Consider the following 8131-nt stretch of genomic DNA (forward strand, 5'->3'; position numbering starts at 1 on the left):
AGCTGCTCAGGCTCGCAAAGCAGCCCGTAGTGCTCGCGATACAGTTTTACGTAAGGGTGCTTTGGATGGCTTTGCTTTACCTGGTAAGCTGGCTGACTGCTCTACGAGATCGCCAGAAAGAGCCGAAATATTTATCGTTGAGGGAGATAGTGCTGGTGGAAGTGCCAAACAGGGTCGCGACCGCGAAATTCAGGCAATTTTGCCTCTACGAGGCAAGATATTAAACGTGGAGAGAGCACGAATTGACAAGATGTTAGCCAATAATGAGTTAAAGTCCTTAATCATTGCCTTGGGTGCTGGTTTTGGTCCTGATTTTGATATTACTAAGCTTCGTTACAATAAAATTGTTATTATGACTGATGCTGATGTTGATGGTGCACACATTCGAACATTATTACTCACTTTATTCTATCGTTATTTTCCTGAATTGATTAAACAAGGGCATTTGTATGTTGCTCAGCCACCACTATACCGCGTGCAAAAAGGAAAAGACGCTCGCTACGCCTATCAAGATGAACAATTACAGAATATCTTGAAAGAATGGGGATTGGATAAAAATAAAGAAGTTGTTATTGAGGAAACAGATGTTGAGGAAAAAGAAGAAGTGGAAAAGGCTGGTGAAAGAGGAGTTGGCGAGAAAGTTGGTAAAGCCATAATTCAGCGTTATAAGGGTTTAGGTGAAATGAATCCGGAGCAGTTATGGGAAACAACCATGAATCCCCAAACGAGAGTTTTAAAAAGAATCACCGTGGATGATATTGAAAAGACTGAAGAAATATTTGAAATTCTCATGGGTGGTGAAGTTGCCCCACGTAAAAAGTTTATTCAGACCAGAGCCAAGTCAGTGAAGAATTTGGATATCTAGGATTATTATTTATATTATATAAAACACCGAGGAAGACTCGGTGTTTTATTGATGGGGAAACTAAAAAAGAGAAGTATATTTTAAATAGCTTTACTACTATCCGAAGTTTTTACGAATGAAGTGAAGTAAAAATTTGTGAGCATTTGTCGTTATGTAAACGTGAATAAGATATCGTACTGTCGTGCGATGTAATTAATTTTTTAGCTTTAAAAAATCAAAAATTAATTTTGTTCTAAAAATATCACCAGTGGATAATTTTAATTTTGAGCATTGATCTTCAGAAACCAATTCGCAACCGTCACCCTCAAGAACATTTATATTATCAGGATCTAGTTTCAACTGCGAAATAAATATTGAAGTGTATGCTTGCCCGGCTGGTGTTTTTACTGTACCGAGATATTCTAATTCCACCTCTTTAATATTAATGTCTAGCTCTTCTTTAGTTTCCCGAATAACAGCCACTAAATCAGATTCATCTTCTTTAAGGTGTCCACCAAAAAGACCCCAATTAGAATTGTACTTGTTAATAGATTTTCGATTTTGAATGAGTATTTTATTGTCGTTTGTATAAAATACTATTACCGCAAAAGTAGGTTGCATAAAAATTAATTATTTGGGACAATTGATAATTATACGAACTTTTTTAAATGGGTATAATATCAATATACACCTAGAGTTTTTGTTCAGCAAATTGTGGATAAAGTCATTTTTATGGTTTTTTGGATTCATTATAGACAAAAGTGTGAGAGTATGATTAAATGGTATGTCCAGTTAATTTTGGCTGGTAAAACCAATAGAAGGAGTACGTAATGAGCCCCATAACATGGGAAGACGTTATTAGAAGAGATGATATTGTTGGTGGAGACTTGGAAACTCATGAGGAAGGTGAAGTATATCGCGGTCGCATTGAGTCAATAGAACTTAAGGACGGCTATGTCAATTTGCGATGTTCTTGGGTTGCCAAGCTTGATAGTACCAATGGAACGTGGAAAAATTGGCCAATTACTTCATCAGGAGCATCTGCCAAAATTAGTCCGAATGATATTGGTGAGGGTCGGATCCAATTCAGTATGCTGATATTGGGCCTTGGCATCATATTTCCCAAGGGTGGAAGCAAGCTTGATCCAGCAAAGGTGCAAAACCTCGTGCTTAATTAGATCAGTCAATGTATTTAATCAAAAGTCCTTTCAAGATAATTCTTGATGGGACTTTTATTATTTGTCGCCCCTTGCAAGATTGAAAACACTTTGTGATTTTTTTATTAATTATTTTTGTCGGTTTTTATCAATAGCTTCTTGCAAGATCGGTAATATTGGCCCACCTCTTTGTTTTAGTAAGTCAATATACCTTTGCGCCTCGGCGATTCTTTGATTGTCTAAATAAACAAAGGCAATGTTATTATAGGCATCCCAATTTTCCGGATTAACATCAATGGTTTTTTGCCAAGCTGCGACAGCTGAGTCTACTTTCTTTTGCGCATAATAGAGTAGTCCTAAATTAAAATAGGCATCGTCATAGTAGGGGTTTAAAGCATTTTCCGCTAAATACATTTTTTCCGCTTCCGCATATTGTCCGCTACGCGCATAGAGTAAACCCAGATTATTTCTGGTTAATGGCTCATTAGGATTGAGCTGTAATGTTTTCTCCCACTGGGTAGCAGCCTCTTGATAGCGACCGTCCAGGTAGTACATGGCGCCTAGATTGTTTCGATTGAAAGAGGAATTAGGAGAATTATCAACGGCATCAGACCAAAAAGAAATTTTGTTTTGGTAAACAGGCGCATGAGCAATATTAACTACTATTAAAATTAATAAGACAGTCGTATAAACCACTGGTGTTAGCCAGCTCAGTTTTTGCAATTTTATTGGCCACTTTAATTGCAAGCTATAAAGTGCAATAATAATGCCAAATAATGGTAGATAAACACGGTGTTCAGAAAAATCAGCTAAAGAGGATAGTGGTCTGATCAAGGCTGGTAATAAAAAAAGTAAAAACCAAGCCAATCCCCAGAGGACTAGACGAGTATTTTTTTTGTCCTTTTGCCACCAAAACAAACCAATAAATAAAGCAATTGTTAAAATTCCGTAAATTAATGGCGTATCGGTTAATACCGGAAAAACCGATAGATTAAAAGGCCAAATGATTTTTCCTAGGTAGGGTATGATGCCCCAAACATTAGCAGTTAAGGAAGCTGCAATATCATAGCTGGAACTGATTGGTTCTGGTATTACCAAGCTGCGTAATAGCCACCAAGGAATAGTAATAATTACATAGAGCAGACCAATCTTAATTGATAGGGGACCAAATAACTTTTCTTTTTTTATTAACCATAAATATAGTAAACACAAGGCTGGAAAGACAATCGCTGTTTCTTTAGTAAATAAAGAGAGTAAGTAAAAAAACCAAAACAGCCAAAAGTTTTTAGCTCGGTTATGATTAATCGCTCGTAAAAAATTAATCAGCGCCGCGAGAATCACAATCGCCACCAAAGGATCATTGCGACCCGGTAGCCAAGCAATAGCTTGTAAATTAATCGGATGAACAGCGAATAATAAAGCCCAAAGAAAAGACTGTAAACGAGATAGTTTAAACTCTATTAAAGCTAAGGCAATAAGCCAGCTAACGAGAATGTGGAGTAGAATGTCAGTTAGATGAAAAAAGAACAAAGAATTTGCGTGCCACAGCGCATCAATGACAAAAGAGATATTGAGCAGTGGTCGATAGTACAATTCTGAGCCATTCGGCGAATGAAAAGCCCCTTCGGTAAATGATTTATAAAAATATCGTAAATCTGTTAGTCGACTAAAATTATCTTTAATCAAAACATTGTCATCTAAGTAATGATAATCATAGTTCAGACTCGGTGCGTATAGTAAGAGAATGATCACCGCTAATACTAAGTATGGCCGCCAACCAATAAGCAATTTATTTTGGATGAAACTATTTATTTTTAGCCAAAGCATCTTTTGATTTTACTATTTTTTAAGGAAAAGGAGAAGACTACTATTATTAAATTGCTCCTGAGTAGTTAGCGGTTGTTGCCAGGAGCCATAGTTTTGATCACGAACAAAGCCACCCACGAGCTGATACTTTTCTTGAATTAGTTTGTTTAAGCCATCGATGAATAGACGCGGATTACCCTCAGACCACAAGCCACTATCAGGCAACGTGCTGTAAACTATAACTTTGGGATTATTATTTTGTAGCTCGTCCAAACCTTGTTGCTGATAGTTAAGTTGCCATGGTGTTTCAATAACAAAAGGATAAGTATAATCAAATTGGCTAACTGATTGGCGTTGACTGAAAAAATAAATTTGCGTTTCTGATCCAGCTATAAATATTTTGTCTTTATCAGTCGTCAGTTCCTTGACCTTCTCAGCTACTGACCACGATTCAATAAAGGGTTTATCCGCTCCATAAATCCATAGTGAAAGTTCGGTTGGTGTTTTGGTAAATTGTTCTTTGATCGGCAGAACTAAACTAATAATTATAATAAAAACGCTTAATAGTGTTAAAGCTCGATAGTTATCCTCATTTATATTAAATCTTTTTTTACTTTTTTCTAACCAATAATGCAGAGATCCAGCAAATAAAATTACGAGAAAAGGCATTAATAATAAGTAGTAATGACCAATTGGTGAGGTAAAGACAGTTAGCCAACTAAGTATCAGTAAAACTAAATAAAACCACCATTCTTTGACTGGTCTGAAGAAACCCAATGTGGCAATTATTATTAGCAACCACCAATTCTGCCAAAATATTTTTAGATACTTAAGTGGCGCCCACCAAAGCTGATTCATGCTAGCGGCATACTTGCTGTTAAATACGATCACCTGTTCCCACATATTCTGCAGAGCTACTTTATTACTAAGAAAGGGAAGTAAAGCAACAAAAACAGTTAGTATAAAACCACTGGCAATAAACAAGGTGTTAATTAATTGTGGTTTGATTTGTTTGTCAGAACGATAGTTTTGACCTAACCAAACTAAATAAATAAAAAATAGTGGTAAAATACAAATTGGTTTATAAAGAAAAGCCAAAGCACCCAGTGCACCGGCTAATAAATAAGTCCATGTTCTTTCTTTGCTTTGATAATAAACATATAAAAATAATACACCACTTAGCGGGAGGAGCATAAACTTTTCCGTATTAGCAGCCAAGGCAGTCAAGTGTGGTAAAGATAGTAAGGGAATGGTTGCTAAAGCTGTTAGCCAGGCAATATTCGTGCTGAATTGCTTTTTAGCTATTAAAAATAGTAAATAAATTGTTGCTAGCGTGAATAAAATACTAAGTAATCTTGGTGCCCAAATAGCAGTACCGCCAATTTGTTGAGCTAGCCAATAAGTATAGATAATCAGCGGTGGTTTTTGTAAAAAACTGTGTTCATAGGGCGTTAATTGATTGTGGAAAATCCAAGCATTATAAGCATATTCTCCCTCATCACGTTCCATTGGCATAGGCAAACTATTCCAATAAAAGAGAGATAAAAAAAATAGTAGCGTGATTGTTAGAATTATTGACCATCTATATTTGTACCAAAAATTCATATATTACTTAGTGATAAAAATACCAACATTACCAGCGTTTAGATTAATTAATTTATTAAGCAAACCAAATTTGGTAAAAAAATTAATTAATTGTTTTTTAAAGGGTAGTGGACTCATACTCAACCAGTAAGAAAGGGGATAGTTGTTTTTAACGGAAAATACTTTCAGTACCTGAAAACCAGCCTCCGTCATCATCCTAGTTAAGTTTTTTTTATTAAATAAATAGATATGTTCAACGTCATAAATTGGTGATTTTTCACCAAATAACCAGCGTGATAATCCGCGCTCATTGTGAACAATAAAATAACCGAGGCCATTTGGTTTGAGCAATTTAAATGTTTTGTTTATTACTTCTTGCGGATTTGACACATGATCAAGTGTTTGAAAGCATGTGATTAGGTCAAAGGTTTTATCCGTGTGATAATCTTCAATAAAACCATTAAAAATTTTATCTTCCAGTTCCCCGGCTTTAGCTATTGCTGACTGCGATGGTTCAATACCAGCAAGTTCAGTAAAACCGTATGAAGCTAAGGCTGATAAGAAAAAACCATTCCCACAGCCAATATCTAAAGCACTGTGCCATTGTTGGTTAGTAATTAATAGATTATTTAGATACTGTAAATAACTTTTATTAATAAACGGAGTAAGCCAATCATAATTTTGATCACTATCTTGGTAGAGATGAGACAATTCCTCTGGTGAAAAGATTGGTGATGAGAATACTAGATCAGAACAAGGACAGCGCCAGAGCTGATAGTGCCAATGTTCGGTTTGACGACGCGCCGAAAATATTTCTTTATTAATTTGATCGGTACGAAAATTTTGTTGATAAATCAACTGTGGTAAATTTTGACCCTGACAAAATAAGCATTTTTTTTGTATCATAAGTTTAGAGTGTTATTTTTTCCAGACAATGACAATGTCTTCAAAGTTAGATTTTTGATTATAATTTAATAAAGGTAAGATGGCGGTATAATCTGGCGACTGATCAAAAACAAGATAATAACCTTGATTTAGCAGTTGTTGAAGATATGTCTGTAATTCAGCTGTTTTTAGCCAAGTCATATAAGGCTGCTGATAGCCAATAGGATCATAATTGCCATAGTAGTAAAGAAAGAAATCGCGACTGATACAGAAGTATATTTTTGTGCTGTTGTTAGAAATTTTTTTTATTTCTGTTAAATACGATTGATAAATTGTTGACTCCGTAAAAATATTTTTTTAAATGATTTGTCCTTTTCTAATATTAACCAACTGTTTGTCTAATTTAAGCAAAATATTTTGACCATAATGTAGAAGTAGCAGAGTAATCAGAATGATGCCAAATATTAGATTAGTTTTCCTAATAGAGGAGGGATTATATTTTGATTTACTCCAAGTAAAATATATTAAATCAATTAACAGAAAAAAAGTGGTGAGTAAAACAGCAGCGATATTAATAATATTATTTTCATGACTGCGACCAAAAAAATAGATGGAATTACCGATGGAGAAAATAATTAAAAATAAACCACCGATATAATATTTATTAGGTAATTTTTCTCTATTTTTTATTAGTAGTATGGCTAAGACGCTAAAGATAATAGGTAAATACCAATAAAAAGAATCAAGAGCAATGGGCATAAAACCTAGACCAATTCGTCGATAAGCTGCTGCTGCTGCTATATTAACCGAGCCAAAAAGTAAGGAGTTGATAATTATTCCAGTAATAATTATTATCACATTAGGTAGGTATTGCTTAATTACGATTAGTAATTTATTGAAATAGTTTCGCCAATCAGTAAGGATATTTTGGATTGGCCATAAGTTAATAATGCAGTCGGTCGTAATTAAAATAAAATAGCAGATAGTATATATAATACCAAAATTTTTACTAATTATTATTAGTATTGCTAAAGCTAGACCAATCAACCAATGACGGATACCCTTCCAGTAAATTAAGAGTAATAATATTAACCACAGGTCTAATCGCCAGGGAGTCACCTGAAAGATTACAATCGGATCGTGCATGAGACCGTAAATTTTGATAATAATTAAAATGATAAATAGAAAAAAAGCATTAGCTTTATAGAAGAATAATCTTTTAGTAAAGAGGAAGATGCTTGTTATTAATAGGTAGAAAGATAGTTGAGCCAAAATTTGAAAATTATTAATAGTTAGACCTAATTTTAGCCAAGCTGTTGCCAGCAGTGATGGTAGTAGATCATATTGAAAGTAAATATTAGCCAAAGTATAGCTATTTAATATTTTTAAGGCTGGTGTAAAAATATAGGTATAATCATATTCGCTTATCTGATCAGTGGCAATAAAGCAAATTGGTAACAAAATAGTAACGGCAATACCAGTAAGAATATTGGAACGCCAGTTAAAAGTGACAATTTTTTGATAAAAGACTACTAATAAACTAAATATTAAACTAAGTATTAAGATTAAGATTGAGTATCTACTTGGTCCTTTAGCCATCGGTAAATAGAAATTAATCTTAAAAATAAATGACCAGGTTAAGATAAATGAAATAACAATAAATAGTCGATAATAATAGCGATATTTTTTAATCAAAGTAATAGCATGAGTAATCAATAATCCACTAATAATAATTAGAAACATTAAAGTAAATAGTATGTATACCTCCCAACCATCATGTTGTGATAACCAAGCTTGAACCCAAGGAGTGTAATTATTGAAATTATCACGTATATTTCGCGACCAGATTAGCGGG

6 protein-coding genes and 1 pseudogene (1 of these 7 cut by a window edge) are annotated in these 8131 nt (G+C 34.2%); 2 read left to right on the top strand and 5 right to left on the bottom strand.

Features of this window, described 5'->3' with window-relative positions; translation table 11 throughout:
• A pseudogene (gyrB, locus tag COX77_04545) lies at window positions 1-865 on the top strand (DNA topoisomerase (ATP-hydrolyzing) subunit B); it begins 1262 nt to the left of the window's first position.
• 192 nt (window positions 866-1057) lie between these two features.
• On the opposite strand, the gene COX77_04550 reads toward gyrB, so the two are convergent.
• Window positions 1058-1465: a hypothetical protein gene (locus tag COX77_04550; protein ID PIZ98427.1), complete on the bottom strand. Its 408-nt coding sequence runs from the start codon at window positions 1463-1465 to the stop codon at window positions 1058-1060.
• 209 nt (window positions 1466-1674) lie between these two features.
• On the opposite strand from COX77_04550, the gene COX77_04555 reads away from it, so the two are divergent.
• Window positions 1675-2022, top strand: a complete 348-nt coding sequence (locus COX77_04555) for a hypothetical protein (GenBank protein ID PIZ98428.1) — start codon at window positions 1675-1677, stop codon at window positions 2020-2022.
• A gap of 108 nt (window positions 2023-2130) precedes the next feature.
• On the opposite strand, the gene COX77_04560 is transcribed toward COX77_04555, so the two are convergent.
• The 4 genes from COX77_04560 to COX77_04575 form a co-directional block, all read right to left on the bottom strand.
• Complete coding sequence (locus COX77_04560; protein PIZ98429.1) at window positions 2131-3828, bottom strand: hypothetical protein; 1698 nt, start codon at window positions 3826-3828, stop codon at window positions 2131-2133.
• Between the two features lie 12 nt (window positions 3829-3840).
• A complete protein-coding gene (locus COX77_04565) occupies window positions 3841-5412 on the bottom strand; it encodes a hypothetical protein (GenBank protein PIZ98430.1) in 1572 nt (523 codons plus the stop codon).
• Window positions 5413-5415: 3 nt separating this feature from the next.
• Entirely contained in the window at window positions 5416-6297 is an 882-nt protein-coding gene (locus tag COX77_04570; GenBank protein PIZ98431.1) for a hypothetical protein, read from the bottom strand.
• Between the two features lie 336 nt (window positions 6298-6633).
• Window positions 6634-8019, bottom strand: coding sequence for a hypothetical protein (locus COX77_04575; protein PIZ98432.1), 1386 nt, complete (start codon window positions 8017-8019; stop codon window positions 6634-6636).
• Between the last annotated feature and the right edge of the window lie 112 nt (window positions 8020-8131).

Source organism: Candidatus Komeilibacteria bacterium CG_4_10_14_0_2_um_filter_37_10, from assembly GCA_002793075.1.
Lineage (GTDB): Bacteria > Patescibacteriota > Patescibacteriia > UBA1558 > UBA1558 > UM-FILTER-37-10.

Bases quoted from the DNA above. Each gene is read 5' to 3' on its own strand.
- COX77_04550 (PIZ98427.1), bottom strand. From the start codon at position 1,465: ATGCAACCTACTTTTGCGGTAATAGTATTTTATACAAACGACAATAAA.
- COX77_04555 (PIZ98428.1), top strand. From the start codon at position 1,675: ATGAGCCCCATAACATGGGAAGACGTTATTAGAAGAGATGATATTGTT.
- COX77_04560 (PIZ98429.1), bottom strand. From the start codon at position 3,828: ATGCTTTGGCTAAAAATAAATAGTTTCATCCAAAATAAATTGCTTATT.
- COX77_04565 (PIZ98430.1), bottom strand. From the start codon at position 5,412: ATGAATTTTTGGTACAAATATAGATGGTCAATAATTCTAACAATCACG.
- COX77_04570 (PIZ98431.1), bottom strand. From the start codon at position 6,297: ATGATACAAAAAAAATGCTTATTTTGTCAGGGTCAAAATTTACCACAG.
- COX77_04575 (PIZ98432.1), bottom strand. From the start codon at position 8,019: ATGTTTCTAATTATTATTAGTGGATTATTGATTACTCATGCTATTACT.